This window comes from Pseudomonas sp. JR33AA (assembly GCF_021378985.1).
In the GTDB taxonomy this organism is placed as follows: Bacteria; Pseudomonadota; Gammaproteobacteria; order Pseudomonadales; family Pseudomonadaceae; genus Aquipseudomonas; species Aquipseudomonas alloputida.
In genome coordinates, this window is the sequence record NZ_JAJSAW010000007.1 from 265,098 (window position 1) to 290,421 (window position 25,324).

General features: G+C 61.7%; 21 protein-coding genes and 1 pseudogene. 11 read left to right on the forward strand and 11 right to left on the reverse strand.

The annotated features are described in order from the left end of the window. The first annotated feature begins 199 nt into the window (after positions 1–199). A complete protein-coding gene (rimO, locus tag LVS58_RS14370) occupies positions 200–1,531 on the forward strand; it encodes a 30S ribosomal protein S12 methylthiotransferase RimO (RefSeq protein ID WP_233691633.1) in 1,332 nt (443 codons plus the stop codon). A gap of 69 nt (positions 1,532–1,600) precedes the next feature. Here the strand turns inward: rimO and LVS58_RS14375 are convergent, their stop codons facing one another. The 4 genes from LVS58_RS14375 to LVS58_RS14390 all read right to left on the reverse strand — a co-directional run bounded on the left by LVS58_RS14375 (position 1,601) and on the right by LVS58_RS14390 (position 5,726). Next, positions 1,601–2,350 carry a hypothetical protein gene (locus tag LVS58_RS14375; RefSeq protein WP_233691634.1) on the reverse strand — a complete coding sequence of 250 codons (750 nt, stop codon included), beginning with the start codon at positions 2,348–2,350 and terminating at the stop codon, positions 1,601–1,603. A 54-nt stretch (positions 2,351–2,404) separates the two neighbouring features. Beyond that, a complete protein-coding gene (locus LVS58_RS14380) occupies positions 2,405–4,168 on the reverse strand; it encodes a DUF5666 domain-containing protein (protein WP_233691635.1) in 1,764 nt (587 codons plus the stop codon). Next, positions 4,165–5,010, reverse strand: a complete 846-nt coding sequence (locus LVS58_RS14385; protein ID WP_233691636.1) for a DUF6502 family protein — start codon at positions 5,008–5,010, stop codon at positions 4,165–4,167. Before LVS58_RS14385 ends, LVS58_RS14380 begins: the two co-directional genes overlap by 4 nt. A gap of 191 nt (positions 5,011–5,201) precedes the next feature. Continuing rightward, positions 5,202–5,726: a hypothetical protein gene (locus LVS58_RS14390; protein WP_325175983.1), complete on the reverse strand. Its 525-nt coding sequence runs from the start codon at positions 5,724–5,726 to the stop codon at positions 5,202–5,204. Between the two features lie 295 nt (positions 5,727–6,021). On the opposite strand from LVS58_RS14390, the gene LVS58_RS14400 reads away from it, so the two are divergent. From LVS58_RS14400 to tsaA, 4 genes are all read left to right on the forward strand, one after another. Next, positions 6,022–6,477 carry a GNAT family N-acetyltransferase gene (locus LVS58_RS14400; protein ID WP_233691637.1) on the forward strand — a complete coding sequence of 152 codons (456 nt, stop codon included), beginning with the start codon at positions 6,022–6,024 and terminating at the stop codon, positions 6,475–6,477. Positions 6,478–6,596: 119 nt separating this feature from the next. Further along, the gene (locus tag LVS58_RS14405) at positions 6,597–7,307 is read left to right on the forward strand and encodes an rRNA pseudouridine synthase (RefSeq protein WP_233691638.1); all 711 of its coding nucleotides are present in this window, start codon (positions 6,597–6,599) and stop codon (positions 7,305–7,307) included. Positions 7,308–7,356: 49 nt separating this feature from the next. Beyond that, positions 7,357–7,818, forward strand: a complete 462-nt coding sequence (locus tag LVS58_RS14410; protein ID WP_233691639.1) for a DUF1456 family protein — start codon at positions 7,357–7,359, stop codon at positions 7,816–7,818. A gap of 6 nt (positions 7,819–7,824) precedes the next feature. Beyond that, complete coding sequence (tsaA, locus tag LVS58_RS14415; RefSeq protein WP_233691640.1) at positions 7,825–8,517, forward strand: tRNA (N6-threonylcarbamoyladenosine(37)-N6)-methyltransferase TrmO; 693 nt, start codon at positions 7,825–7,827, stop codon at positions 8,515–8,517. Between the two features lie 152 nt (positions 8,518–8,669). Here tsaA and LVS58_RS14420 read toward each other — a convergent pair whose 3' ends face one another. The 4 genes from LVS58_RS14420 to LVS58_RS14435 all read right to left on the reverse strand — a co-directional run bounded on the left by LVS58_RS14420 (position 8,670) and on the right by LVS58_RS14435 (position 13,056). Continuing rightward, positions 8,670–9,992 (reverse strand): dicarboxylate/amino acid:cation symporter, encoded by a 1,323-nt coding sequence (locus LVS58_RS14420; RefSeq protein WP_201207850.1) that lies wholly within the window; start codon positions 9,990–9,992, stop codon positions 8,670–8,672. Positions 9,993–10,342: 350 nt separating this feature from the next. Continuing rightward, positions 10,343–11,689 (reverse strand): ATP-binding protein, encoded by a 1,347-nt coding sequence (locus LVS58_RS14425; protein ID WP_233691641.1) that lies wholly within the window; start codon positions 11,687–11,689, stop codon positions 10,343–10,345. Beyond that, on the reverse strand, positions 11,686–12,363 hold the full coding sequence (locus LVS58_RS14430; protein ID WP_233691642.1) for a response regulator: 678 nt from the start codon (positions 12,361–12,363) through the stop codon (positions 11,686–11,688). Before LVS58_RS14430 ends, LVS58_RS14425 begins: the two co-directional genes overlap by 4 nt. A gap of 87 nt (positions 12,364–12,450) precedes the next feature. Then, positions 12,451–13,056, reverse strand: a complete 606-nt coding sequence (locus tag LVS58_RS14435; protein ID WP_233691643.1) for an outer membrane beta-barrel protein — start codon at positions 13,054–13,056, stop codon at positions 12,451–12,453. 129 nt (positions 13,057–13,185) lie between these two features. Here LVS58_RS14435 and LVS58_RS14440 point away from each other — a divergent pair, with 129 nt between their 5' ends. Continuing rightward, on the forward strand, positions 13,186–13,977 hold the full coding sequence (locus LVS58_RS14440) for a dienelactone hydrolase family protein (protein ID WP_233691644.1): 792 nt from the start codon (positions 13,186–13,188) through the stop codon (positions 13,975–13,977). A 93-nt stretch (positions 13,978–14,070) separates the two neighbouring features. Next, on the forward strand, positions 14,071–14,772 hold the full coding sequence (locus LVS58_RS14445) for a 4'-phosphopantetheinyl transferase family protein (protein ID WP_233691645.1): 702 nt from the start codon (positions 14,071–14,073) through the stop codon (positions 14,770–14,772). A gap of 3 nt (positions 14,773–14,775) precedes the next feature. Here LVS58_RS14445 and LVS58_RS14450 read toward each other — a convergent pair whose 3' ends face one another. Both LVS58_RS14450 and LVS58_RS14455 read right to left on the reverse strand, forming a co-directional pair. Next, positions 14,776–16,383, reverse strand: coding sequence for an ATP-binding protein (locus LVS58_RS14450; RefSeq protein WP_233691646.1), 1,608 nt, complete (start codon positions 16,381–16,383; stop codon positions 14,776–14,778). Then, positions 16,380–17,078, reverse strand: coding sequence for a response regulator transcription factor (locus LVS58_RS14455; RefSeq protein ID WP_233691647.1), 699 nt, complete (start codon positions 17,076–17,078; stop codon positions 16,380–16,382). The genes LVS58_RS14450 and LVS58_RS14455 overlap by 4 nt, the downstream gene beginning before the upstream one ends. A 752-nt stretch (positions 17,079–17,830) precedes the next feature. On the opposite strand from LVS58_RS14455, the gene LVS58_RS14460 reads away from it, so the two are divergent. From LVS58_RS14460 to LVS58_RS14465, 3 genes are all read left to right on the forward strand, one after another. Then, positions 17,831–20,710 carry a ribonucleoside-diphosphate reductase subunit alpha gene (locus tag LVS58_RS14460; RefSeq protein WP_233691648.1) on the forward strand — a complete coding sequence of 960 codons (2,880 nt, stop codon included), beginning with the start codon at positions 17,831–17,833 and terminating at the stop codon, positions 20,708–20,710. A 139-nt stretch (positions 20,711–20,849) separates the two neighbouring features. Beyond that, positions 20,850–20,981, forward strand: coding sequence for a hypothetical protein (locus tag LVS58_RS25080; RefSeq protein WP_267954471.1), 132 nt, complete (start codon positions 20,850–20,852; stop codon positions 20,979–20,981). 442 nt (positions 20,982–21,423) lie between these two features. After that, positions 21,424–22,674 (forward strand): ribonucleotide-diphosphate reductase subunit beta, encoded by a 1,251-nt coding sequence (locus LVS58_RS14465; protein ID WP_233691649.1) that lies wholly within the window; start codon positions 21,424–21,426, stop codon positions 22,672–22,674. A gap of 469 nt (positions 22,675–23,143) precedes the next feature. Here LVS58_RS14465 and LVS58_RS14470 read toward each other — a convergent pair. Next, positions 23,144–23,410, reverse strand: a pseudogene (locus LVS58_RS14470) (type II toxin-antitoxin system RelE family toxin); the annotation flags it as partial. A 662-nt stretch (positions 23,411–24,072) separates the two neighbouring features. On the opposite strand from LVS58_RS14470, the gene LVS58_RS14475 reads away from it, so the two are divergent. Then, a complete protein-coding gene (locus LVS58_RS14475) occupies positions 24,073–25,311 on the forward strand; it encodes an OprD family porin (RefSeq protein WP_233691650.1) in 1,239 nt (412 codons plus the stop codon). Positions 25,312–25,324: the final 13 nt, after the last annotated feature.

The following is a 25,324-nucleotide window of genomic DNA, read 5'->3' on the forward strand; positions in this document are numbered from 1 at the left end:
AATCACTCTGCCACCAGGCCCTTGAAGGTACCGCGGCACAACGGCGCGAAGCATAGCGCAGCGTTCGTCGTATTTCTGCTGGTCAAGCGCCCTTGCGCTCGCTAGAATTGCGCACTTTTTGATCAGAGGCGCCAAAAGCGCCCGTCAAGTTCGCCCCCGATTCCGGCCGGGCGACCTGTATTCAATACCGAGGTTAGTCATGTCCACCACGCCCGCCACCCCCAAGGTAGGTTTCGTAAGCCTGGGTTGCCCGAAAGCCCTGGTCGACTCCGAGCGCATCCTGACCCAGCTGCGCATGGAGGGTTATGAAGTCGTGCCCACCTACGAGGACGCCGACGTGGTGGTGGTCAACACCTGCGGCTTCATCGACAGCGCCAAGGCCGAATCGCTGGAAGTGATCGGCGAAGCGATCAAGGAAAACGGCAAGGTGATCGTCACCGGCTGCATGGGCGTCGAAGAAGGCAGCATCCGTGACGTGCACCCAAGCGTGCTGTCGGTCACTGGCCCGCAGCAGTACGAGCAGGTCGTCAACGCCGTTCACGAAGTGGTCCCGCCGCGTCAGGACCACAACCCGCTGATCGACCTGGTGCCGCCACAGGGCGTCAAGCTGACCCCGCGCCATTATGCCTACCTGAAGATCTCCGAAGGCTGCAACCACAGCTGCAGCTTCTGCATCATTCCGTCGATGCGCGGCAAGCTGGTCAGCCGCCCGGTGGGTGAAGTGCTGAGTGAGGCCGAGCGCCTGGTCAAGGCCGGGGTCAAGGAAATCCTGGTGATTTCCCAGGACACCAGCGCCTACGGCGTCGACGTCAAGTACAAGACCGACTTCTGGAACGGCCGCCCGGTCAAGACCCGCATGCTTGAGCTGTGCGAAGCACTGAGCAGCCTGGGCGCCTGGGTGCGCCTGCACTATGTGTACCCTTACCCGAACGTTGACGACGTGATCCCGCTGATGGCTGCCGGCAAGATCCTGCCGTACCTGGACATCCCGTTCCAGCACGCCAGCCCGAAAGTGCTCAAGTCGATGAAGCGCCCTGCCTTCGAAGACCGCACCCTGGCACGCATCAAGAACTGGCGCGAGCAATGCCCTGAGCTGGTGATCCGCTCCACCTTCATCGTCGGCTTCCCGGGCGAGACCGAGGAAGACTTCCAGTACCTGCTGGACTGGCTGACCGAAGCCCAGCTCGACCGCGTGGGCTGCTTCCAGTACTCGCCGGTAGAAGGCGCCCCGGCCAACGACCTGGGCCTGGAAGAAGTCCCGGACGACGTCAAGCAAGAGCGCTGGGACCGCTTCATGGCCCACCAGCAGGCCATCAGTGCGGCCCGCCTGCAATTGCGCATCGGCAAGGAAATCGACGTGCTGATCGACGAAGTCGAGGAACAAGGTTCGGTTGGCCGCAGCTTCTTCGATGCACCGGAAATCGACGGCAGCGTGTTCATCGATGGCGACCATGGTTTCAAGCCAGGCGACAAAGTGCGTTGCCGTGTGGTGGATGCCGACGAATACGATCTGTGGGCTGAACCCGTCTAAAACAGCTGAAGCCTGCAAAGCCCCTGCCCCGGCGTTCTCCATGGGAATGACCGGCGCAGGGGCTTTTTGTCAGAACGTGTGAAACAACATCAGGCCGCCCTCGGCATCCGGGCTGGCATCCGAGAAGCCTTTGACTGCATAGAGTTGGACTTTCCACTGCTGGTTGAGCTTGTGGGTGAGGAACAGGGTGAGCTCCTTGATCTGCGCCCCGGTCGAGACCACTTTCTGCCGCCAATCGTAAGAGGCGCCGGCCGAAGTACCGACCGCCACCGGCAGGGCAAAACCGAGACTGGCAAACATCGGGTCGTCGAAGTCGCTATCGGGCGGGTCTCCGAACTTCTTCCAACCCAGTGTCGCGAAACCGGTGACCGGGCCAAAGCCCTTGGTTATGTCGACCTGGGTGGTGTAGTCGTACTGGCCGGTGCCCAGACACTGGTCTTCATCGGCGGTAGGGAATTTGACCTTGCCGATCAGGTCCAGCATCAGGCCGCCGTCACGGCCATCGAGCAGTGCATAGGCGGCGCTGGCAACCGTGTCCCCCAACCCGCTTTCCACGTCTCGGCAACCACCGGGCAAGGGGTCACCGTTGGGGCCGACTTCGGGGTTGGTGATACGCAACCAAGGCACGGTAACCTTGTAGGTCATGGGGCCGCTCTCAAACTTGCCGACCACCGGCAAATACCAGATTTCCGAAGTGGTGCCGGTACCATAGTCGCCACTTGAATAGTCCATGCCAATGGCGGCACTGAAGGTATCGGCCAATGCCGACACGCAGGTGCACGAGAGCAAACAGGCGAAAAGAGGGAGCGTGGGTCTCATTTGCAACTCAGTACTCTTTCGGGAAGCATGGTCAGACTTACCCAGCCTAGTTTGCTAACGCCCGGATCGCTCTGGATGCTCGACTTTTTCCACCGTCTCTGCCTTTTCCGGCCTCTCTACCTTTTCGACTTTCTCTGGTAACTCCACCTTATCGACTCTCTCGACCTTCTCGACCTTCTCGACCTTTTCGACCTTTTCGACCTTTTCGACCTTTTCGACCTTTTCGACCTTTTCGACCCGTTCAGGCTTTTCGACTTTTTCGACTTTTTCGACTTTTTCGACTTTTTCGACTTTTTCGACTTTTTCGACTTTTTCGACCTTCTCGATCTTCTCGGGCTTCTCGGGCTTCTCGGGCTTCTCGGGCTTCTCGACCTTCTCGACCTTCTCGGGTTTTTCGACCTTCTCTACCTTTTCGACCTTTCCGGTTTTTTCGACCTCGACCTTCTCAACACGATCGGAGCCTCCGCTATTGCTGCGCTCCGATTGCTCCAATGCGTCGAGGTGTGCCGACCTTCCCGACTTGTCATCGCTGCCATGGTCACTGGCGCCGTCAACAGCACTGCGCCCACTGTGATCATCGCTGTTTTCATCGCGGTCGTTGGTCCCATCGCTTGCGCCATGACCGCTGCTGGAGCCGCCGGAGCTGCTGCTGTCACGCTCACCACCGTGCCCCGACTGGCTTCTGTCAGGATTGTCGACACGGTCGTCCTGGAGTTCCACGCGGGTTGCCCGCAGCTCGTGAGTACCCTTGAGCACGCCGCTCACGCGCACACGTTGATCAAGCGCCAACGCCGCTGGCTGCTGCCCGACAATTACGGTGCCCTGCCCCAATGTCACATTGAGACCTGCGACCACCAATTGCCGAGCTTGTGTGCGCTGTACCAGCCCTTCAACCACCGCCTGCTGGACACGACCTGCAAAAGGCAGGCTCGGGTCTGGACGGGTTTGCGCCACTTCAAGCTGGCGCCCGGTCCACTGCCCGCGCACCAGCACTTCGCGTGCAGGCGCCACACGGGTACCCAACTTCAACCCCTGAAGGCTGCCAGTGCGATCAACCGCGCCGATGGCGCTGGCCTCCCTCAACCCCGGTGCCCGTTCGATACGGGTCGCCACGACTTCTCCCCGGGCATCGCGCAGGCCACTGACCCTCACAGGCTCACCTGGGCGCAACCCTTCAGCTACCCGCGCACCAGCGGCCAGCCGCACAGGTTGGCCCATGACCCGCAGGGGAGCCGAAGCATTGGGCAGCGCCGTCAACGGCCCTTCGAAGACGTTGAGGATCGAAATGCGCCCCGCTTGCAGGCCGCGCTGGGTGGCGAATGCCTCCACCGCCACCACCTGCCCGATCGCCAGGTGACCACTGCTGGCAGGCGCACCGTTCTCACTCACCGGTACGTCCTTGCCGTAGTGCACTTCCATGCCATTGACGCAGATCGAGGCGAATCCGGTTATGGTACCGACGATGCCCGTCCCCCCAGTACCACCCGGGCGCAGGGTCGGCGTACCGCTACCCTTTACACCCCCGTGGCGCTGATCAAAGTAGGTGCCGTCCACACCGTCCGCCACCGCGCCTGTGCCGCCTGTACCACCAGGGCGTTGCCGGACTGGGGCACCGGTGCCACCGACGCCGCCGTTTTCAGTGCGCACACCGGTGCCGCCCATGCCGCCGGGAAACTGCAGGCCTGCGGCACCGGCCATACCCATCTCGTCACGGCTGACACATACCGGCGCTGCGGACACCTCGGCCGGGGCCATCAGGTTCCACCCGAAAACCAGGGCAAACATGACAGCACTGAGGTAGCGCACAGGAAGTGTCATGGGCTGGGTGTCTTCGACGGATCGGAATCGGTAGCTTCAGTGTAGAAATAAAGCCCGACAGTGATGCGCTGACGTTGTTCGCGAGCGGGCTCATCAGCGCTCTCCAACGCTGCTGCAAGCCGGCTGAAGGCAAGTAGTGTCTGCATGCCATCCTTGGCTACCACCTCGCGCAAATGCTCGACGCTGGCCGGGCTCAAGGCATCGTAGTGCACGCTACGCTCAAAAAATGGCTGGCCTTCGCCGCTGAGGTTGTGTACCGCCGCGCAGGCATGGTCATGCAGGTTATGGCCGAAGTACGCAGCCTTTTCATCAAAGCCCTTCTGTGGCACGAATGCATGGGCTTCCAAGTGCACGCAATCCTGCTCATCGAGCCGCACGACGCCCAGGCGCAACCATTCGTCCAGCACCACCCGGCCGCGGATATCGGTGCTGACCTTGGCGACCAGGGCGTCGAAGGAGCAATCGCCCCCCACACTGGCTAGTCGCGCAAGCGCCCTCGCCTGGCCGGGTGCCGAGCAGAATGGGGGGGTGTTGGTCCATACATTGACCAGTTGTGCACCTAGCGTGATGTTATCCGGCAGGGCCGCAACTGCAGCGTCACCCTCATTACGCAGCCGCCGGACATCTTTACGATGGACCCCGGTAAGCAGGCTGATGCGGCTATCGGTTGGCGCGGTGTCGTTCAGGCGAAACTCGCGATGGGCCACATCGACGAACACCTCCTTGAGCAGGTCGGTGAACATCGTGTAGGTGACCCCCTTGCGCAGCATCAGGCGCACCAACGGGCGCATCACACGCCGCAGCGCACTTAGCATCGACGGGGGTAAGACAGGCGATTGCATCGAGGGCTTTCCTTGACAGAGGCACCCAGTATAAGACGCGGGAATAAATCCCACGTAAACCGCAATCATATCCCGGCATGGACGAGGAAAAAGCTTTCAGCACTCATTGGAAATGACGTGACAAAGGCAAGACAGGCCAGAACCTGCTCATACAAAACCCCTCCGCTGGGTTTTGTATGGGCCACTTCGGGTTAGCGCCAATCAGCTTCTGCTGTTGTCATCCCCGGCCTCGCCGCCGGCATGAACTCCGTGGTCATCCCCCGGTTCGCCACCCACATGGTTGCCGTGATCATCCCCCGGTTCACCACCAACATGATTGCCGTGATCATCGCCAGGCTCACCGCCGACATGATTACCATGATCATCCCCGGGTTCCCCCCCCACGTGATTGCCATGATCGTCACCCGCTTCTGCATGGTTGCTGCTGCGCCCAGCGTTTGAATTACCGTCGTGGCCACTGCCACTGTTGCCGGCATGGCCACCACCCTCACCGCCGCTGCCGTGGCCACCACTTCCGCTTCCGCCGCCACCATGGCCACCGCCACCACCACTTCCACCACCACCGTGGCCACCGCCGCCGCCACTTCCACCGCCACCATGGCCACCGCCGCCGCCACTTCCACCGCCACCATGGCCACCGCCGCCGCCACTTCCACCGCCACCATGGCCGCCGCCACCGCCACCGCCACCATCTTTCGCGTAGGCGCTGGAGTCATGAGAAATCGAGTCAGGGATCAAGGCAATGGACATCGACAGCACGCCAGCTACAGCAGCCGCGAGTAACGCCTTCTTGTACAGCAGGTGGATTTGCATAGTCCGTCTCCAGGTCTTCGCCACGAGAACGCCAAATCAGTCAGTAGGCTTGTTTCAGATAGAACTTATTTTTACGTGGGATTTTTTCCCACGCTTAATTAATAGACCGTCACTCCCCAGGTCTCAAGCGCTAAGCGAACAAGCCGACCGGTGGTTGGCCTGCTATGTTTTCCCTATCGCCCCCAGAGGAACGCCGGCATGCCCGCGCTACTGACGCTGCAAACCCCGCGCGTGTGCGACTACAGCGAGCTGGTACAAGTGTGGGAGGATTCAGTACGCGCCACCCACGATTTTCTGCCAGAGGGCTATATCCTGCTACTGCGTGAACATGTGCTGCGCCGCTACCTCGACGCAGTGATGCTGATCTGCTGCAAGGACCGCCAGCGCATCTGTGGTTTCGCCGGTGTCGCCAACGGGCGGGTGGACATGCTGTTCGTCGCACCTGGCTACCGTGGCCAAGGGGTAGGCAAGCGCCTGCTGCGCTATGCCATCAGCGAACTGAATGCCGAGTACCTTGACGTCAACGAACAGAACCCGAAAGCGTTGGGCTTCTACCTGCATGAAGGTTTCGAGGTCATCGGCCGTTCGGAAACCGACGGCCTGGGCCAGCCCTATCCTCTGCTGCACATGAGGCTAATGCGCACACTACCTTGAGGCGGCGCCTGAATGTGCCGCGCTGTGTGTCCAAAATGGCGCATCTGACACAGATTCCCATCATCTACCGCTTACAGGCAGGTACAATGGAGGACTTTCCCTGCCTTGCGAATTACCCCATGTCCGAACCCGTCCGCCTGTCCAAACGCCTCATCGAGCAGCTCGGCTGCTCCCGCCGCGAGGCCGAGCAGTACATTGAAGGAGGCTGGGTAACGGTCGATGGCGTGGTGGTCGAGCAGCCGCAGTTCAAGGTTGAGCAACAGCGCGTCGAGTTGCTGCCGGGCGCCCGTGCCGAAACACTGGAGCCGGTGACCCTGCTGCTGAACCAGCCAGCCGGCATGGACAGTGAAGACGCCCGCGCCAGCATGAACATGGGCAGCCTCAGCGAAGCTCACCGCGAAGGCGTGCGCGCCCTGCACGGGCATTTTGCCCGGCAGGCCTGCGTGGCACCGCTGGAGCGTGGCGCCAGCGGCCTGCAGGTGTTTACCCAGGACTGGCGGGTATCCCGCAAGATCGAGGCCGACCTGCGTCGCCTGGAGCAGGAGTTCATCATCGAAGTGCGCGGCGAAACCACCCCTCAGGCGCTGGAGCGCCTGGCGCGTGGGGCCATGCGCAATGACCGCGAGTTGCCTAAGGCCAAGGCCAGCTGGCAGAACGAGACCCACCTGCGCATGGTGTTGAAAAACCCACAACCAGGGCAGATTTCCGAGCTATGCGCCTACCTGCGCCTGGAGCTGTTAGGCATGCGACGCATTCGCCTGGGTGGTGTGTCGATGGGCAAGCTGCCCTTGGGCCAATGGCGCTACGTGGCTACCTCCGAACGTTTCTAAGCAATGCGCCGCGCCGGAACGCGCGGCACCTGAACAGGATTCTGCTGCAATGAACCACAACGACGTCCTGCGCAGCCTGCGCTACATGCTCAAGGTGAACGACGCCAAGATGGCCGAGATCATTGGGCTTTCTGGTCTCGAAGTGCATCCTCTGGTGCTGGCCACCTATCTGAAAAAAGAAGAAGAGGAAGGCTTTGTGCGCTGCCCGGAACGGGTGATGGCGCACTTCCTTGATGGCCTGGTGGTCTACCGCCGAGGCAAAGACGATAGCCGCCCGCAACAACCGATCGAGCTGCCGGTAACCAACAACCTGATCCTCAAGAAGCTGCGTGTGGCCTTTGAGCTCAAGGAAGACGACCTGCACGCGATTCTCAAGTCGGTCAACTTCCCGGTCAGCAAACCTGAGCTCAGCGCACTGTTCCGCAAGGCTGGCCACGACAACTACCGCCCGTGTGGCGACCAGTTGCTGCGCAACTTCCTCAAGGGCCTGACCCTGCGCGTGCGCGGCTGAGTGGCCATGCAGCATACGGTTGTACCGGTCGGCATCGTCCACTCCTGTTTCAAGGAAAAGTTCGCCATTCCGCGCCAGCCGCAGCTGGCGCCTGCCGCCCGGGGCGTACTCGAACTGTTGCCGCCGTTCGATCAAGGTGAGGCGGTCGAAGGCCTGGAGCAGGTCAGCCATGTGTGGCTGCTATTCCTGTTCCACCAGGCACTGGAGGAAAAACCACGCCTGAAAGTGCGGCCTCCGCGCCTGGGCGGCAACAAGAGCATGGGGGTGTTCGCCACCCGTGCCACCCACCGGCCCAACGGCATCGGCCAGTCGGTGGTACGCCTGGAGGGCGTGGAGCCCGGGCGCCTGCTGCTGTCCGGGATCGACCTGCTCGACGGCACGCCGGTGCTGGACATCAAGCCGTATGTGCCCTATGCCGACAGCATCGCTGGCGCCAGCAACCAGATGGCCAACGCAGCGCCCGTGGCCATTGCCGTGCAGTGGGCGGACACCGCCCTGCTCCAGGCCCGCGAGCATGCGCTGCGTCTGAATGAGCCGCTGGTGCAACTGATTGAGCAATGCCTGGCGCAGGACCCACGGCCGGCCTACCAGATACCACCGGCCGAACGGGTGTATGGGGTGAAGTTCTGGGATGTGCAAGTAAGGTGGCATTACCCACAGCCGGACGTCATCCGGGTGTTGGAGGTGGTACTGGGCTGAGGGCCACCGCACCGCCCTGTGGGGGCGACATTGGATGGCTGAAATCTTGGGGCTGCTGCGCAGCCCATTCGCGACGCAAGGCCGCTTCCACAAGGGACCGCGCAAACACGAAAAAGGCGACCTTTGGTCGCCTTTTTCATTTCAGCCAGCTATCAACGAGCCGGGCCTTCAGCCACACCCAGGTCGTCCGTCGGGCGGGTATCGACCAGCGGCGCACCCCCGGAGGCCAGTTCCGAAGCCAGCTTGTCGTTGTCCATTTCCTTGACCCACTTGGCCACTACCACGGTAGCAACGGCGTTGCCCACCAGGTTGGTCAGGGCGCGGGCTTCGGACATGAAGCGGTCGATGCCTAGGATCAGCGCCAGGCCGGCAACCGGGAGGTGGCCAACAGCCGAGAGGGTCGCGGCCAGCACGATGAAGCCCGACCCGGTAACGCCAGCAGCACCCTTGGAAGCCACCAGCAGCACCAGCAGCAGGGTGATCTGGTGAGTGATGTCCATGGTGGTGTCAGTGGCCTGAGCGATGAACACAGCAGCCATCGTCAGGTAGATCGAGGTACCGTCCAGGTTGAACGAGTAGCCAGTCGGGATAACCAGGCCCACGACCGATTTCTTGGCACCCAGGCGCTCCATCTTGGCCAGCATGCGTGGCAGGGCCGATTCCGAGGACGAAGTACCCAGCACGATCAGCAGTTCTTCACGGATGTAGCGGATCAGCTTGATCACGCTGAAGCCGTGGGCACGGCAGATACCACCCAGCACCACCAGCACGAACAACAGGCAGGTGATGTAGAAGCAGGCCATCAGGTAGCCCAACTGCACCAGCGAGCCAACACCGTACTGGCCGATAGTGAATGCCATGGCGCCGAAAGCGCCGATCGGGGCCAGCTTCATGATCATGTTGATGATGTTGAACATGACGTGGGCGAAGCGGTCGATCATGTCCAGTACCGGCTTGCCGTAGCTGCCCAGGCGGTGCAGGGCAAAGCCGAACAGCACCGAGAACATCAGCACTTGCAGGATGTCGCCGTTGGCGAAGGCGCCGACGACCGTATTGGGGATGACGTTAAGCAGGAAGCCGACGGTAGTCTGCTGCGCGCCGGCAGCGGCGTAGGCAGCCACGCTGCTGGCGTTCAGGGTGCTGACGTCGATGTGCATGCCAGCGCCTGGCTTGACCACGTTGACGACGACGAGGCCGATGATCAGGGCGATGGTGGAGACGATTTCAAAGTACAGCAACGCGTAGCCGCCGGTTTTACCGACCGACTTCATGCTCTGCATGCCGGCAATGCCGCTGACCACGGTACAGAAGATGATCGGGGCGATGACCATCTTGATCAGTTTGACGAAGCCGTCACCCAGGGGTTTGAGGGCAACGCCCGTTTCCGGGTAGAAGTGGCCGAGCAGGATGCCGATGGTGATGGCGACCAACACCTGGACATACAGGGATTTGTACAGCGGCTGACGTGTCGTCATGGCTAATTATCCTCAAGTGTGCCGGTTCACCCTTCCCAGGGTGATGGGGCACCTGAATCGCTAACCCTCCTGCACTTGGAGGGATTTGTCGTTGTGTTCGAGCTGCCTGGGCAGGCCTCTGCGAGGATCAATAGCAAGGGTGGTGCCAAAATGCCCATGAAGGGTGCAAAGCCTTTATTCGCTAGGGATAAATGCCCAACGACAGGGCGATATCCCGGGGGCGGATTGGCGGATTTCCGCCCGATGGCGGAATTTGTACAAGGAGCAATGGCGGAAAACCGCCCTTTGTGGATTGGCTGTGCCGGCCCATTCGCGGATTGACCTGCGAACGGGCTGGCACAGGCTATGAATCAATCCAGGTTGAAGGTGATCCTGAACGCAGCGCCCCCCAGCGGCGAATCGCCAAGGCTCAGCTCGGCGTCATAGCTGTCTACGATATCCTTGACCACTGCCAAGCCTATGCCCTGCCCCGGGTGCTGGCTGTCCAGCCGCTCCCCACGCTCCAGAATGCGTTCACGCTGGTCGGCGGGCACGCCCGGCCCATCGTCCTCGATGCACAAGGTCAGATACCCCGGCGCCTTCATCAGGCTCACCCGCACTTGGCCCAGGCTCAGCCGGTAGGCGTTCTCCAGCAGGTTGCCAAGCATTTCCAGCAACGCGCCCTGCTCCATCGGTACCTGCGCCGCGTCCGGCAACTCCAGCACCACGTCCACGTGTTTTTCCCGGTAAACCTTGGCCAAGGTGCTGCACAGGCTGTCGAGCAACGGCCGCAGCAATACGCTGTGGCGTACCAGGCCACTCTTGCGCAGGCTCGCGCGTTGCAGCTGGTAGTCGATCTGCTGGCTCATGCGCTCGATCTGGCTTTGCAGCACCCGCGCCTGCTCGCGCTCGCCGCTGCGCTGCTGCAAGCTTTCACCCACACCCTGCAGCACCGCCAGCGGCGTCTTCAGGCTGTGCGCCAGGTCGTCCAGCGAATCACGGTAGCGCGTACGCTGCTCACGCTCACTGCGCAGCAGACGGTTGAGCGAGCGGGTCAGGCGCAGCAACTCGCGTGGGTGCTCGCCGCTCAGGCCGTCACGCGCACCTGATTCCACTTCATCCAGTTCGTGGCTCAGACGTCGCAACGAGCGCAGCCCCCAGGTCAGGCCTGCCCACAACAACACCATGAGCGCCAGCAATGCAGCGCCGAACCCCAGGTAGAGCTTTTCGCGCAGGCCATTGAGCGTGGCCTTGTACTCGCTCACGGGCTGCAGAGCGACAATGCTGTAGGCGGCGCTTTGCCCGCCCAGCAGCTTTATCTCGACGTCGTACACGAAGAACTCTTCACCATCGGACTGGTGAATGCGGTCGAACTCGTTGCCGCGCCCGTCATAGCGAGGCTGGTAGTTGATGTGCCGGTCGGCGGTGGCACGCGACTGCCAGACCAGTTTGCCGTCGCGGTCAAAGATATAGCCGAGCAGGCCTGTGTAGGGCAGGTTGTAGCGCTCGTCCGGCAGCAGTGTCGGCATCTGCAGCTGGCCATGCTCGATACGCGCAGCGGAAATCAGCGTGGTCACATCAGAGGCCAGACGCTGCTCGATCGATTCCTGCAGAGCCAGGCTGAAGGCCTTCTGCAAGGCCGGCAACAGCGCCAGCATGAACAGCAGCGCCAACACTGCGGCGGCCAGCATCAGGCGCACCCGCAGCGAGCGGATCATCGGCAGCGCTCGGTGAACAGGTAGCCCAGGCCACGCACCGTGTCGATGGGTTTGAAGCCGCGCTCGCCTTCAAGCTTACGGCGCAGGCGGCCAACCAGCACTTCGATGACATTGGGGTCGCGCTCTTCGTCACCTGGGTACAACTGCTCCATCAGGCGATCCTTGGCCACCACCTGCTGGTGATGGCGCATGAGGTATTCGAGGATGCGGTATTCGTAGGCAGTCAGGGCCAAGGCTTGCTCGTCGAGGGTGGCCTGCTTGCGGTTGAGGTCAAGCACCAAGGGGCCAGCGGTGATGGTCGACTGGGTGAAACCACTGGAGCGGCGCAACAGGGCATTGAGCCGAGCTTCAAGTTCCTCGAACTGGAACGGCTTGACCAGGTAGTCGTCGGCACCGGCAGCCAGGCCCTCGACCTTGTCTTGCCAGTTGCCACGGGCTGTGAGGATGAGAATGGGGAAGGTCCTGTCCTGGCTGCGCAGGCGCGTGATCAGCTCCAGGCCGCTGATACCGGGCAGGCCCAGGTCGATGATGGCAAGGTCGAAGTGGTACTGCTCAGCCTGGTACAACGCCTCTTCGGCATCAGCGACCGCCTCGACCACATGGCCGCTTTCGCCCAGGCGGGTGTAGAGGTGATGGCGAAGCAAGGCTTCGTCCTCGACCACCAGCAGTTTCATGTGCAGCTCCTTATGTGTATTGCCTGTACCGGGTTCTTCGCGGGCACGCACGCGAAGAACCCGGTACAGGATAACGCGGCGCGTTCGTCAGAACTTGTAACTTGCTGCCAGATAGGTCTGCGCGCTGCTGGTCAGGCGCAGGGTACCGTCCTTCGGCCCGCCCTGTGCGCCCACCTCGGTCGCGGCATTGGTGCGCAGGTAACGGTAGCCCAGTTCGACCGAGGCCTTGTCGGTGATGTCCTGGATCACACCGGCCTGCAAGCCGTAGGCATACCCGTAGTCAGTGTCCCGGCTGGCGCCTGGCGAGTCCTGGGTAAGCTTGGTCACACCCAGGCTGCCACCACCGAACAGCTTGGTGGTATCGCCCACCGGCAGGAACAGGTCGTAGCTGCCAAGCAGGTTTTCCTGGCGCAACTTCAGGCCACTGTGGTCGCCAGAGACATTGTCATAGGTCATGTAGTAGCGGCCCTGGTCGTTGATCTTGCCCAGACGCACGCCCCAGGTATCGTCCTTGCCGATGATACCGTCGGCATTGAGGTGGTCGGTGTTGCGTTGCAGCAGGCCGGACTTGCGGACTTTGTCGCTGGTCTGGCCGTAGGTGAGGCTGGCGAAGTTGTCGTCCGCGGCCTGGGCGGTGGTAATGCCAGCGGCACAGACGGCCATGGCGGCAAGCAGGGTATTGAAGGTTTTCATGGCTGGGTACTCCAGTTGGGTGCGCTGTTTCGGTCTGGAAGCTAGAGTAATCAGGGCACCCTGAACCGCGACTGAACCCTGGCTGAACCCCGGCTGAACGAACCGATGGCAAAACAAGGAGTAGTGAACATGCGAGCCCTGCTGGCCCTGACCCTGATGTGCAGCGCCGCCCTCGCCCAAGCGGCGGTAGTGACCCGTGAGATTCCTTATCAGGACAACGATGGCAACCGCCTCGTCGGCTACTACGCCTACGATGATGCGCTGGACGGCAAACGCCCAGGCATCGTTGTGGTACATGAATGGTGGGGCCTGAACGACTACGCCAAGCGCCGTGCGAGAGATCTCGCTGCCCTGGGTTACAAGGCACTGGCCATCGACATGTACGGCGATGGCAAGCACACCGAGCATCCGCAGGATGCCCAGGCATTCATGGCCGAGGCGATGAAGGACCCGGCCGCGGCAGCAGCGCGCTTCGATGCGGGCCTGGAATTGTTGAAAAAGCAGCCGAATGTGAACAAGCATCAACTGGGCGCTGTCGGCTACTGCTTTGGCGGCAAGGTGGTGCTCGATGCTGCGCGCCGGGGAGAAAAGCTCGATGGCGTGGTGAGCTTCCATGGCGCACTGGCCACCCAGACCCCGGCAAAACCTGGCGTGGTACGGGCCGATATCCTGGTCGAGCATGGTACGGCGGACAGCATGGTCACCCCACAGCAGGTGGAGGCGTTCAAGGCCGAGATGGATGCGGCCAAGGTCAACTACCAGTTCGTCAGTATTGAAGGGGCCAAGCACGGGTTCACCAACCCCGATGCCGATCGGCTGAGCCACGGTGAACACGGGGGGCCGGACATTGGCTATAACAAGACAGCGGACGAGCGTTCCTGGGCGGATATGCAGGCGTTCTTCAAGAAGGTGTTCAAATAAGGGTTACCGAGCCCAATGTGGAAACGGGCGAAGCCCGTGCCATCCACCGCTCTGGGATGTAACAGCGCCTGTACAGCTGGCACAATAGCCCCCATGAATACTCTGCCCGCCTGCTGCGCTCCACTCCGGCACCACTGGCCCCTGCCCCGCCCATTGCCGGGCGCGGTGCTGGCCAGTTGCGCCTTCGACCCTGCCCACCTGGCAACCGACGACTTCCAGCGCGCCGGTATCGTGCCCAGCGCCAGCCTGCTGCGCTCGGTGGCCAAGCGCCAGGCCGAGTACCTGGCCGGTCGCGTATGTGCCCGTGCCGCCCTTCAGCGCCTGGACGGCCGCGACTACGTGCCCGGCACCCACGAAGACCGCTCGCCCATCTGGCCCGCCGGTATTCATGGCTCGATCACACACGGCAAGGGCTGGGCCGCCGCGGTGGTCGCCGCCGAGGGTAGCTGCCAAGGCCTGGGCCTGGATCAGGAAGCCTTGCTGGATGACGAACGCGCCGAGCGGCTGATGGGCGAAATCCTTGTTCCGGCAGAGCTCGAACGCCTGGACCGCCGCCAGCTCGGGCTTACGGTCACCCTGACGTTCTCGCTGAAGGAAAGCTTGTTCAAGACCCTCTACCCGCTGACTCGCCAACGCTTCTACTTCGAACACGCAGAAGTGCTCGACTGGTCCGCGCAAGGGCTGGCGCGCCTGCGCCTGCTCACCGACCTGTCACCGCAGTGGCAGCAAGGCGCAGAGCTGCAAGGCCAGTTCTGCCTGCAGGACGGCCACTTGCTCAGCCTGGTCAGCGTCTGATTTTTACAGCGGTGCCTGCTGCCGTGGCCAGTTCAGGCTGAAGCAAGCGCCACCCAACACCTCGCTGCGGCCCACCGTGGCCCGGCCCGCGTGCCAGTAGATGATCCGCCGCACGATCGACAAGCCCAGGCCATGCCCGCCCGAAGCGCGGGTGCGGCTGTCGTCAAGGCGGGTGAAGGGCGTGAAGATGCGGTCCCAGTAGCCCTCGGGGATCCCCGGGCCGTCATCCTCCACATCGATGCGGCAACGTTGCTGGCCCAGCTGATAGCTCAGGCGCACTTCGCCCTCGGCATGACGCATGGCATTGCCGACCAGGTTCTGCAAAGCCCGGTGCAAGTAGCGCGCCTCGGCCTCGACCCAGGCGCCTTCAGCATCGGCACCCTGGCAGTCGCCACGCACCACCCGCACCTCGGCACGCAAAGGTGCCAGCTCTTCGATCACCCGATCGAGCAAGGCATCCAGATCGACCCGCTGGAACTTCAAGGCCGGTGCGCCCTGCTCCAGGCGGGCGTAGGTCAGCATCTCGTCGACCAGCTTGTCGAGGTCCTGGATATCCCCGTCCATGCCCGCCAGGTGCTTTGCCCGCATCTGTTCAGTCGTGGCGCTTTCAATCATCTCCAGGCCAAAGCGCAGGCGCGCCACCGGCGTGCGCAGCTCGTGGGACACCGCTCGCACCAGCTCGCGCTGCATGGTCAGCGAACGCTGCAGGTGCTCGGCCATGCCATTGAAGGCTGCAGCCAGGCGTCCTACCGAGTCGGCGTCGCCGGCCGGCACGCGGGTATCCAGGCTGCCCTGGGCGATGCGCGTGGCAGCAATCTCCAGGCCCGACACACGACGCTCCAGCTGGCGCACCAGCAGGTAGACCACCAGGCCGATCAGGCACAGACCAAGGAAGGCGATCAGGATCAGCAACTGCGGCGGGTAAGGGTTGAGCTGGTACAGTGGGCCGATTTCCAGTACCCATGGCGAGCCCGTCAGCCCGGCGAACACCCGGATCGAGTCACCATCCTTGCCCAGCGCCATCACCGTGTCGCCCTCCTCCACGCGGCGCCGCTGGTCATCGTCCAGGCTGACCCGCTCGATACGTTGCAAGGCAACGCCAAAGCCGAAGCCCTTTTCCTGCTTGATCTGTGCCAGGCGCTGCTGCTGTTCGGTCACCGGGTAGCGCACCAGTTCGTCGGCCAATAGATAGAGGGTGGCCCGCGCCAACTGCTCGCTGATCTGTTTGATCTGCGCGACCAGCATCAGGTCTTCCTGGCCCACCTTGCGTAGCACTTGCGCCGCATGCGGGCCAATTTTCTCGACCACCACCAGGCCACGGTACAGGCGCGCCCGCTGGCCACCGTCAAGGCTGCGTGCGCTCATCGGCTGTAGCGCCAACGGCACGCCAAGCAGGCGTTCCCAGATCAGCAGCGAACGCTTGCGTTGGGTTTCATTCTGCATTGCCAGGTTGTCGGCCATCAGGCTGAAGGTGCCCTGGGCCAGGCCCTCGCGATGCTGGGCTGCACGTACTTCGTTGACCAGGTGCAGGCTGAGCACGCCAAGCAGGGCCACCAGCACCAGCACGGCCAGCATGCCGCCGTAGACGCGCAGGAAGATCGAATTGTTCATGGTGCCTCGCCAACGAACAGGTAGCCTTTGCTGCGCAGGGTCTTGATCAACCGTGGCTGAAGCGGGTCGTCGCCGATCTTGGGGCGAATTTTCGAGATGCGGATATCGATGGAGCGGTCCTGGCCGTCGTAGCCCACGCCACGCAGTGCGGTGAAGATCTGTTCGCGGGTGAGCACCCGGCCAGCGTTGCTGGCCAACAGCCAGAGCAGATCGAATTCGGCGCCGGTCAGCTCGATCAACTGCTCGCCCAGGTGCGCCTCACGCAGGCGGTTGTCGATACGCAGGGCACCGAAGGCCAGGTGCTGGCGCTTGCTGTCCAGGGTTTCGCTGCGGCGCAGCAGGGCTTGGATACGCGCCAGCAGCAAGCGTGGGCGCACGGGTTTGCAGACGTAGTCGTCGGCGCCCAGGTCCAGGCCCTGAACCTGGTCGAGTTCATCGCTGCGCGCGGTGAGCATGAGGATCGGCCCCTGGTACTGGCTGCGCACCCGGCGGCAGATGCTCAGGCCGTCCTCACCGGGCAGCATCAGGTCGAGGATGACCAGGTCGGGCTGGCTGTCGACGATGCGCCGCGCCGCACGGGCGCCATCGCCCTCGACGCTGACCTCGAAGCCGTTGGCCTGCAGGTACTCGGCGGTCAGCTCGGCCAGGCGCTGGTCGTCTTCGACGATGAGGATGCGGGGTAGGGTTTGGTCCATGGCTTTGGCCTTGTTTGTTCTTGGGATCGTGTCAGGGCAGCTGAGAGTATGAATGTAGATGGGTGGGGCCTGCGAGATCGAGCGCCGCCCGCGCGACGCTCGATCTCCCTGGCACCCCCAGATCTTCAGACATGCCCCCTACCGCCCCCTCGACTGAACCGTTTTTTGTGACAGGGATCGCGCCCGAAAAAAACTGCCCAAGGGCGTCACGGCGCAGAAAAATACTGCAAACCACTTGGCACAAGGCCTACAGCGAATACCCACCATTCACTCACAAAGTACACACAACTTATCCACAGGCGCTCGCCTTGCAAAGCCCCCCATACCGCATTATCTTGTATCCCGATCGCAGCGAACCACTAGATATAGGGGTTCGTGCAAAATCACACACAAAAGTCAACCCGCAAGATCAAGCGATTTTTCGGGTGGAACTTCAGGTGATTTCAGCAGCCAAACCGCTCCTGCGGAGGCGACCGAGGCAAGCCCTTCCAGGGCCTTGTTCGGGCATGGGTGTTGCAGGCCAGCCCTGGCATCCATCAGCAACAGATTTTGGGCCCCGCCCAAAACCTTTGACTTCGGCCAGGGAGCGGCAAGCCATTGCCCTTATTCCTGAGTCTGTCCCGAAGTCGGTACGCCCGTGCGGGCGGATGCGCATGCTTTGTGCATCCCTGCAGGGCCATCGAGCAAGTGGACGGAACGGTGGGCGCCCCTAGGGCGCCTGAACAATATAGAAATTGTGGAGACACCCACCCATGCAAACCGACACAACTCGCGAGAACCCGCAGGCCAAGGTGCCGCAGGCCGCCGATTCCAACCAGGATCTGGCTGCCACCGCCCCTGGCCAACTGCGCGTGATCAAGCGCAACGGTACTGTCGTCCCTTACACCGACGACAAGATCACCGTGGCCATCACCAAGGCGTTCCTCGCAGTTGAAGGCGGTACCGCCGCCGCTTCGTCGCGCATCCACGACACCGTCGCGCGCCTGACCGAGCAGGTTACCGCCACGTTCAAGCGTCGCATGCCATCGGGTGGCACCATCCACATCGAAGAAATCCAGGACCAGGTCGAACTGGCCCTGATGCGCGCCGGCGAGCAGAAAGTTGCCCGCGACTACGTGATCTACCGTGACCAGCGCGCCAAGGAGCGTGCCACCCGCGCCAACACCGACGCCGTGGTCGAGCCGCACCCGAGCATCCGCATCACCCTGGCTGACGGCAGCCTGGCGCCGCTCGACATGGCCCGCCTGAACACCATCATCAGCGAAGCCTGCGAAGGCCTGGCCGAAGTCGATGGCGACCTGATCCAGCGCGAAACCCTGAAGAACCTGTACGACGGCGTGGCCATCAAGGATGTCAACACTGCCCTGGTGATGACCGCCCGTACCCTGGTGGAGCGCGAGCCGAACTACTCGTTCGTTACCGCCCGCCTGCTGATGGACACCCTGCGCGCCGAAGGCCTCGGCTTCCTGAATGTAGCCGACAGCGCCACCCACCACGAGATGGCTGACCTTTACGCCAAGGCCCTGCCGGCCTACGTCGCCAAAGGTATCGAGTTCGAGCTGCTGAACCCGGCCCTGGCCGACTTCGACCTGGAAAAACTGGGCAAGGCGATCAACCACGAGCGCGACCAGCAGTTCACCTACCTGGGCCTGCAGACCCTGTACGACCGCTACTTCATCCACAAGGATGGCGTGCGCTTCGAGCTGCCGCAGGTGTTCTTCATGCGTGTGGCCATGGGCCTGGCGCTGGAAGAAAAGGACAAGGAAGCCCGTGCGATCGAGTTCTACAACCTGTTGTCGTCGTTCGACTACATGGCCTCGACCCCGACCCTGTTCAACGCCGGCACCCTGCGCCCGCAGCTGTCCAGCTGCTACCTGACCACCGTGCCGGACGACCTGTCGGGCATCTACCACGCGATCCACGACAACGCCATGCTGTCGAAATTCGCTGGTGGCCTGGGCAACGACTGGACCCCTGTGCGCGCACTGGGCTCGTACATCAAGGGCACCAACGGCAAGTCGCAGGGCGTCGTTCCGTTCCTGAAAGTGGTCAATGACACCGCCGTTGCGGTCAACCAGGGTGGCAAACGCAAAGGCGCCGTGTGTGCCTACCTGGAAACCTGGCACCTGGACATCGAAGAGTTCATCGAGCTGCGCAAGAACACCGGTGATGACCGCCGTCGTACCCACGACATGAACACCGCCAACTGGATTCCTGACCTGTTCATGAAGCGCGTCTTCGATGACGGCAAGTGGACCCTGTTCTCGCCTTCGGAAGTGCCAGACCTGCACGACCTGACCGGCAAGGCCTTCGAAGAGCGCTACGAGTACTACGAAGCCCTGACCGAGTACAACAAGATCAAGGTGTTCAAGACCGTCCAGGCCAAAGACCTGTGGCGCAAGATGCTGTCGATGCTGTTCGAGACCGGCCACCCATGGCTGACCTTCAAGGACCCGTGCAACCTGCGTTCGCCGCAGCAGCACGTGGGCGTGGTCCACAGCTCGAACCTGTGCACCGAAATCACCTTGAACACCAACAAGGACGAGATCGCAGTCTGCAACCTGGGCTCGATCAACCTGCCGAACCACATCGTCGATGGCAAGCTGGACACCACCAAGCTGCAACGCACCGTGAACACCGCCGTGCGCATGCTCGACAACGTGATCGACATCAACTACTACTCGGTGCCGCAAGCGCGTAACTCGAACTTGAAGCACCGTCCGGTCGGCCTGGGCATCATGGGCTTCCAGGATGCGCTGTACCTGCAGCACATTCCTTACGGTTCCGATGCTGCCGTCGAATTTGCCGACAAGTCGATGGAAGCGGTCAGCTACTACGCCATCCAGGCTTCCTGCGACCTGGCCGATGAACGCGGCGCCTACGAGACCTTCCAGGGTTCGCTTTGGTCCAAGGGCATTCTGCCGCTGGATTCGCAACAGATCCTGATCGAGGCCCGTGGCCAGAAGTACATCGACGTCAACCTTGAAGAAACCCTGGACTGGGCGCCGGTACGTGCCCGCGTACAGAAAGGTATTCGTAACTCGAACATCATGGCCATCGCACCAACCGCGACCATCGCCAACATCACCGGCGTGTCGCAGTCGATCGAGCCTACCTACCAGAACCTGTACGTGAAGTCGAACCTGTCGGGCGAATTCACCGTGATCAACCCGTACCTGGTTCGCGACCTCAAGGCCCGCGACCTGTGGGACTCGGTCATGATCAACGACCTGAAGTACTACGACGGTTCGGTACAGCAGATCGAGCGTATCCCGCAAGAGCTGAAAGACCTGTACGCCACTGCGTTCGAAGTCGAGACCAAGTGGATTGTCGACGCGGCTTCCCGTCGCCAGAAGTGGATCGACCAGGCGCAGTCGCTGAACCTGTACATCGCCGGCGCCTCGGGCAAGAAGCTGGACGTGACCTACCGCATGGCCTGGTACCGTGGCCTGAAAACCACCTACTACCTCCGTGCCCTGGCCGCCACCAGCACCGAGAAGTCGACCATCAACACCGGCAAGCTCAACGCCGTTTCCAGCGGTGGCGACAGCGCCCCGGTCCAGGCAGCAGGCCCTGCGCCAGTGCCGAAGGCCTGCGCGATCGACGAGCCTGACTGCGAAGCCTGCCAGTAAGGCCTGAATGCCGTGCGGGGTGCCTACGGGTGCCCCGCGCGGCATTTTTGTATCCGCGCCTCAGAGAAACCTTGCCCTTTGCCCACTGTTCACGCAGCTCGGTAAAAGAACAGGACCTCTCAAAAAAGGATGTAAGCCCATGGCGCGGAAAAAACCGGCAACTCGCAAGATTGGTCGCAACGCAGAAACCGGCCGTTTTACCTCGGTGGAACAGGCACGCAAGCACCCCAAGACACATATTGTCGAAACGCTGTATACCCACCGTAGCTAGTGGTGGCTGGCCTCATCCCCGTCCAGCCCGCGGTGAGGCCGGTTTCGCCAACAAAGCCCTCAAGAAACACCATATGATGTGCCTTGAAATTTAAACTGGCACAACATATAGGTTGGCGCTACACTCTCCCCCCGTAGAGGAAGCCACCTTTTTTCGTGAACGGACGCACGCCAAACCGGTCGAAAAAGTTACCCTCGCCGGCAACACATGCGCCCCGATCGAAGGTGAATTCCGGTATACTTTGCGCCCTCTGAAAAGAGCACCTATTCAATTGTCCTGGCCCCTCCCAGAGGCCTGGCCAGGTACAAGCCAGAACACATTCAGATGTAAACGAGAGTCAGCCTCTCGAGCTGCCCATTCGCCATTACGGCCTTGCGTCAGGCATCACATTCTTAAAATCCAACCGGTTGCCCCTGGGCGACCCTCAAGCAGGAGCCAAATCATGCTGAGCTGGGACGAATTCGACAAAGAAGACGGCGAAGTAACCGCCAAAGGCAACACCCCTGCGCAGGCCGCTGCCGCCGCCACCCTCGACAAGCTCGACAGCGCCGGTGGTGCCGCCGCCCTGGAGGCCCGTGTGGCCACCGCTTCTGACTCCGAAGCCGTCAAACGTGCAAAGGCTGCCCTCGACGCCCTCGACGTTGCCGAAGGCCTGGCCGAGCTGGAAGGCTCCTCGGCCCGCGTTGCAGTGGATGAAAAGCGCATGATCAACTGCCGCGCCGACCTCAACCAGCTGGTACCGTTCAAGTACGACTGGGCCTGGCAGAAGTACCTGGACGGCTGCGCCAACCACTGGATGCCGCAAGAGGTCAACATGACCGCCGACATCGCCCTGTGGAAGAGCCAGGACGGCCTGACCGAAGACGAGCGCCGCATCGTCATGCGCAACCTGGGCTTCTTCTCCACTGCCGACTCGCTGGTTGCCAACAACCTGGCCCTGGCCGTATACCGCCTGATCACCAACCCGGAGTGCCGCCAGTACATCCTGCGCCAGGCCTTCGAAGAGGCGATCCACACCCACGCCTACCAGTACTGCATCGAGTCGCTGGGCATGGATGAAGGCGAGATCTTCAACATGTACCACGAGATCCCGTCGGTCGCTAAAAAAGCCGCCTGGGGCCTGAAGTACACCCGCGCCATCTCCGACCCGGAATTCAACACCGGCACCGTCGAAACCGACAAGGAGCTGCTGCGCAACCTGATCGCCTACTACTGCGTACTGGAAGGCATCTTCTTCTACTGCGGCTTCACCCAGATCCTGTCCATGGGCCGCCGCAACAAGATGACCGGCGTTGCCGAGCAGTTCCAGTACATCCTGCGTGACGAGTCGATGCACCTGAACTTCGGCATCGACGTGATCAACCAGATCAAGATCGAGAACCCGCACCTGTGGGATGCGGCGATGAAGGAAGAAGCGACCCAGATGATCCTGCAAGGGACCCAACTGGAGATCGAATACGCCCGAGACACCATGCCACGCGGGGTATTGGGCATGAACGCAGCGATGATGGAGGATTACCTCAAGTTCATCGCCAACCGTCGCCTGACCCAGATCGGCCTGAAGGAAGAGTACCCAGGGACTACCAACCCGTTCCCATGGATGAGCGAGATCATGGACTTGAAGAAAGAGAAGAACTTCTTTGAGACGCGCGTGATTGAGTATCAGACGGGTGGTGCGTTGAGCTGGGACTGATTGTCCGGGCTGAGCATCAACAAGGCTGCCAAATGGCAGCCTTTTTATTGCCAGGCAGAAGCAGAATAGGACGTTTCCTACGGCTGCCGACACTGCCTGTTTTTGGACATCGCGATAACGTTTTCCGGCGCTTAAGAACGCTCACATAGCGGAATCCCGTTCCCGTCAGAAACGGCTCCCCCATCAGGATGGCCAAAAGTGAGCCTTGGGTGAAGATGCGGGATATACCGGTGTTGCTGGCTGGGGAAGTGAAGTTGCCGGGGCTGGTGGAGAAGCGCAAATTGAGCGGGCGCTGCGGATGCATGGGGTTTAGCGGGCATTGTATTGCCTGTGCTGGCCTCTTCGCGGGTGAACCCACTCCTACAGAGATCGCAGTTTGCCGGGGTTATCCGGCAAGCTGGTATGCCTGACTTGGCAATGAGCCCTCTGGGCTGATGGGGGATCTGTGCGGGTTCATCGAGGCGTTGAACCGCCGCGAAGCTTGGTCTCTTTCACGACGATCGACAGCGACGACAAAAACCACAATCTCTTGGTCAATGACCTGATAGACCAGCCTGTACCCACTGCTGCGAAGCTTTATTTTGTAGCAATCTGGCAGCGAGTGAAGGCGGTTTGCCTCGATTCGAGGTTTCAGCAGGACCTCTGCCAGTTTCTTCTTGAACTGCTGACGCACGGTATCGCGCAGCTTCTTCCACTCTTTCAATGCACGGGCATCGAAGTCGAGGCTATAGGTCATCCAGCTGGACCCTCAAGCGCTGCGGAGACGCCCCTGCCGACAGGAGGGGTACGGCACCAGCAAGGATGCCGGGACTGGACATGCCAGTCTACGTGGTCAAGGTCGAGGCCAGATCTGAAGATAGCGCAGGCTCGGGGATGGAGCCACCGCTGTTTCGATTTCATTTGTAACCCTGTCCCCGGTTTGCGGTGCGAGGCAGCCAATGGGGTGGATGGCACGGGCTTTACCCGTGCTCGTGGGAAAGCCCGCTCCTACCAATAGGTCGCGTACATGCGTGGCATGGCAGTTGTAGTATGTCTGCAGCGCGTTCAGGGTAGAGCCTCTGCCGCTCAGTATTTGGCGTCTAGTACCCTATTTGCTCTGCGATCAGCCGTTGACAGCCCTCCTCCCCCTTGCTAATAATCGCCCACAGTTGTACGACAACACATAACAAAAACAACAATCCGTGGACGAACCCATGTCGACACCCATCCCGCTGCACCCACACCTGTTGCATACCCCTCTTCGCCCGGCCAGCTCGCGTACACCTTCCAGTACGTAGCGCCCGGTTACCGCGCATTCACCCCTGGCCCTGACCGGCCCGTTAACTACCCGCCCCTGCCGCAGGCCGCTTGCGCGTGCCCGGTGGACGGGCTGCCACACCCTTAGGGAGCACAACAATAATGAAAATCTGCCACACCCTACCCTTCGCCCTGCTTGGCGCCGGGGCTATCGCCGGCCTGCCGGGCACCAGCCTGGCAGCGGGTTTTGTCGAGGACAGCAAGGCCACCCTCGGGCTGCGCAACTTCTACATCAACCGCAACTTCACCAACCCCAGCAACCCGCAAAGCAAGGCCGAGGAGTGGACGCAAAGCTTCATTCTCGATGCCCGTTCGGGGTTCACAGAAGGGCCAATAGGCTTCGGCGTGGATGTGCTGGGGCTGTGGTCGGTCAAGCTCGATGGCGGTGGCGGTACCTATGGCACGGCGTTGCTGCCACGCCATGACGATGGCAAGCCGGCAGACGACTACGGGCGCCTGGCGGTGGCGGGCAAGGCGCGTATTTCCAGGACCGAACTGAAGATCGGTGAATGGATGCCGGTGCTGCCGATTCTGCGTTCGGACGACGGACGTTCGTTGCCGCAAACCTTTCGTGGCGGGCAGGTTACCTCCAATGAAATCGCCGGGCTGACCCTGTACGGCGGCCAGTTCCGCGGCAACAGCCCGCGTAACGACGCGAGCATGGAAGACATGAGCTACGGCGGCGGCGTGTCGGACCGCTTCAACTTCGTCGGCGGCGAGTACAAGTTCAACCAGGACCGCACGCTGGTCGGGCTGTGGAATGCGGTGCTGAAGGACGTGTACCAGCAGCAATACCTGCAACTGAGCCACAGCCAACCGGTGGGTGACTGGACCCTGGGTGCGAACCTGGGCTACTTCCATGGTGACGAGGACGGCTCCGAACGCGCCGGGCAGCTGGACAACAAGACCTACTCGGGGATGTTCTCGGCCAAGTACGGCGGCAGCACATTCTGGGTGGGGCTGCAGAAAGTCGATGGTGATACCTGGATGCGGGTGAACGGCACCAGTGGCGGGACCTTGGCCAACGACAGTTACAACTCCAGCTTCGACAATGCCAACGAGCGTTCGTGGCAGGTGCGTCATGACTTCAACTTCGTCACCGTCGGGGTACCGGGGTTGACCCTGATGAACCGCTACATCAGCGGGCGCGATGTGCACAGCGGGGGGGTGACCGATGGCAAGGAGTGGGTGCGTGAAACGGAGCTTGCGTATGTGATCCAGAGCGGGGCGTTCAAGGATTTGAGTGTGAAATGGCGTAACTCATCGATTCGTCGGGATTACAGCAATAACGAGTTTGATGAGAACCGGTTGATCTTCAACTATCCGTTGTCGTTGCTCTGATCAAGAACTGCGG

What these genes read in the sequence shown, in the direction of transcription:
- LVS58_RS14435 (WP_233691643.1), bottom strand. Translation starts at nt 13,056, where the DNA reads ATGAAAACCTTCAATACCCTGCTTGCCGCCATGGCCGTCTGTGCCGCT.
- LVS58_RS14455 (WP_233691647.1), bottom strand. Translation starts at nt 17,078, where the DNA reads ATGGACCAAACCCTACCCCGCATCCTCATCGTCGAAGACGACCAGCGC.
- LVS58_RS14400 (WP_233691637.1), top strand. Translation starts at nt 6,022, where the DNA reads ATGCCCGCGCTACTGACGCTGCAAACCCCGCGCGTGTGCGACTACAGC.
- tsaA (WP_233691640.1), top strand. Translation starts at nt 7,825, where the DNA reads ATGCAGCATACGGTTGTACCGGTCGGCATCGTCCACTCCTGTTTCAAG.
- LVS58_RS14375 (WP_233691634.1), bottom strand. Translation starts at nt 2,350, where the DNA reads ATGAGACCCACGCTCCCTCTTTTCGCCTGTTTGCTCTCGTGCACCTGC.
- LVS58_RS14420 (WP_201207850.1), bottom strand. Translation starts at nt 9,992, where the DNA reads ATGACGACACGTCAGCCGCTGTACAAATCCCTGTATGTCCAGGTGTTG.
- LVS58_RS14445 (WP_233691645.1), top strand. Translation starts at nt 14,071, where the DNA reads ATGAATACTCTGCCCGCCTGCTGCGCTCCACTCCGGCACCACTGGCCC.
- LVS58_RS14460 (WP_233691648.1), top strand. Translation starts at nt 17,831, where the DNA reads ATGCAAACCGACACAACTCGCGAGAACCCGCAGGCCAAGGTGCCGCAG.
- LVS58_RS25080 (WP_267954471.1), top strand. Translation starts at nt 20,850, where the DNA reads ATGGCGCGGAAAAAACCGGCAACTCGCAAGATTGGTCGCAACGCAGAA.
- LVS58_RS14430 (WP_233691642.1), bottom strand. Translation starts at nt 12,363, where the DNA reads ATGAAACTGCTGGTGGTCGAGGACGAAGCCTTGCTTCGCCATCACCTC.
- LVS58_RS14380 (WP_233691635.1), bottom strand. Translation starts at nt 4,168, where the DNA reads ATGACACTTCCTGTGCGCTACCTCAGTGCTGTCATGTTTGCCCTGGTT.
- LVS58_RS14405 (WP_233691638.1), top strand. Translation starts at nt 6,597, where the DNA reads ATGTCCGAACCCGTCCGCCTGTCCAAACGCCTCATCGAGCAGCTCGGC.
- rimO (WP_233691633.1), top strand. Translation starts at nt 200, where the DNA reads ATGTCCACCACGCCCGCCACCCCCAAGGTAGGTTTCGTAAGCCTGGGT.
- LVS58_RS14410 (WP_233691639.1), top strand. Translation starts at nt 7,357, where the DNA reads ATGAACCACAACGACGTCCTGCGCAGCCTGCGCTACATGCTCAAGGTG.
- LVS58_RS14465 (WP_233691649.1), top strand. Translation starts at nt 21,424, where the DNA reads ATGCTGAGCTGGGACGAATTCGACAAAGAAGACGGCGAAGTAACCGCC.
- LVS58_RS14390 (WP_325175983.1), bottom strand. Translation starts at nt 5,726, where the DNA reads ATGACTCCAGCGCCTACGCGAAAGATGGTGGCGGTGGCGGTGGCGGCG.
- LVS58_RS14450 (WP_233691646.1), bottom strand. Translation starts at nt 16,383, where the DNA reads ATGAACAATTCGATCTTCCTGCGCGTCTACGGCGGCATGCTGGCCGTG.
- LVS58_RS14440 (WP_233691644.1), top strand. Translation starts at nt 13,186, where the DNA reads ATGCGAGCCCTGCTGGCCCTGACCCTGATGTGCAGCGCCGCCCTCGCC.
- LVS58_RS14425 (WP_233691641.1), bottom strand. Translation starts at nt 11,689, where the DNA reads ATGATCCGCTCGCTGCGGGTGCGCCTGATGCTGGCCGCCGCAGTGTTG.
- LVS58_RS14475 (WP_233691650.1), top strand. Translation starts at nt 24,073, where the DNA reads ATGAAAATCTGCCACACCCTACCCTTCGCCCTGCTTGGCGCCGGGGCT.
- LVS58_RS14385 (WP_233691636.1), bottom strand. Translation starts at nt 5,010, where the DNA reads ATGCAATCGCCTGTCTTACCCCCGTCGATGCTAAGTGCGCTGCGGCGT.